This window comes from Agromyces humi, from assembly GCF_009720255.1.
Classification (GTDB): Bacteria; Actinomycetota; Actinomycetes; order Actinomycetales; family Microbacteriaceae; genus Agromyces; species Agromyces humi.
The window spans coordinates 1-1,014 of record NZ_WJSP02000674.1; the positions used below are offsets into that span (position 1 = coordinate 1).

Consider the following 1,014-nt stretch of genomic DNA (forward strand, 5'->3'; position numbering starts at 1 on the left):
GCAACAGCGGCTTCCTCGTCTTCCTCGGCGTCGCCGCGTTCGTCGTGTTCATCTTCGCCACCGGCACCGGCGGTGAGATCACCGACGCGTTCAACGCCGTATCCGGCGCCGCAGCGGACACCGCACCCACGTGATCGACCTCGTCGCCGCGGGCCGGGCGAAGAACGACCCGCGCCCGATCGAGGAGCTGCGCGCCTGGGCCGCCGACATGATGGACCGCCGCGCGCGTGAGGGCACGCCGTACTTCTTCATCGGCCTGCCCGCGGCGGTCGTGGGCGACGATGTACCGCTGGCCCTACCGGGCTACAGCGACCAGCACGACTGGGAGCTCGAGCTCGCCGTCGTGATCGGCAAGGAGGCCTTCCGCGTCGATCGCGAGCGCGCCATGGAGCACGTCGCCGGCTACACGATCGTGAACGACGTCACCACCCGCGACCTCGTCTTCCGCGAGGACATGAAGGAGATCGGCACCGACTGGTACCGCGGCAAGAACGCGCCCGGGTTCCTGCCCACCGGGCCGTTCCTCGTGCCCGCGCCCTTCGTCGCCGATGCCGGCAACCTGCACCTCGAGCTCACGCTCAACGGCGACACGATGCAGGATGCCACCACCTCCGACCTGCTCTTCGACCTGCCCGCGCTCATCGCCGGCGCCTCGCAGAACATGCCGCTCCTCCCGGGCGACCTGCTCCTCACGGGCAGTCCCGCGGGCAACGGCATCGTGCACGGCCGGATGCTCCGCGACGGCGACGTGATGGTCGGGGCCATCGAGGGGCTCGGCCGCCAGACGGTGCGGGCGATCGCCGAGGAGGCGTCGCGATGAGCACCACGCCGGCCGCCGCATCCGGAACCCGGCGCACGCCGACCGAGCGCCCCGAGGAGCTCGACCGCACCGACCCGGCGCGTCACGTCGCCGAGGCCGCCGAGGCGTTCCGCAACTGGGGGCGCTGGGGCGACGACGACCGGCTCGGCACGCTCAACTTCATCGGCGCCGCCGAGCGCGCCCGCGCCGCCGCC

The 1,014-nt window shown here is 72.5% G+C and carries 2 pseudogenes; both read left to right on the plus strand.

Going from position 1 to position 1,014, the window contains the following annotated elements:
• Nucleotides 1-112: 112 nt before the first annotated feature.
• Nucleotides 113-820: pseudogene (locus GH736_RS23420) on the plus strand (fumarylacetoacetate hydrolase family protein); the annotation flags it as partial.
• A pseudogene (locus GH736_RS23425) lies at nucleotides 817-1,014 on the plus strand (cyclase family protein); the annotation flags it as partial. The pseudogenes GH736_RS23420 and GH736_RS23425, both read left to right, overlap by 4 nt.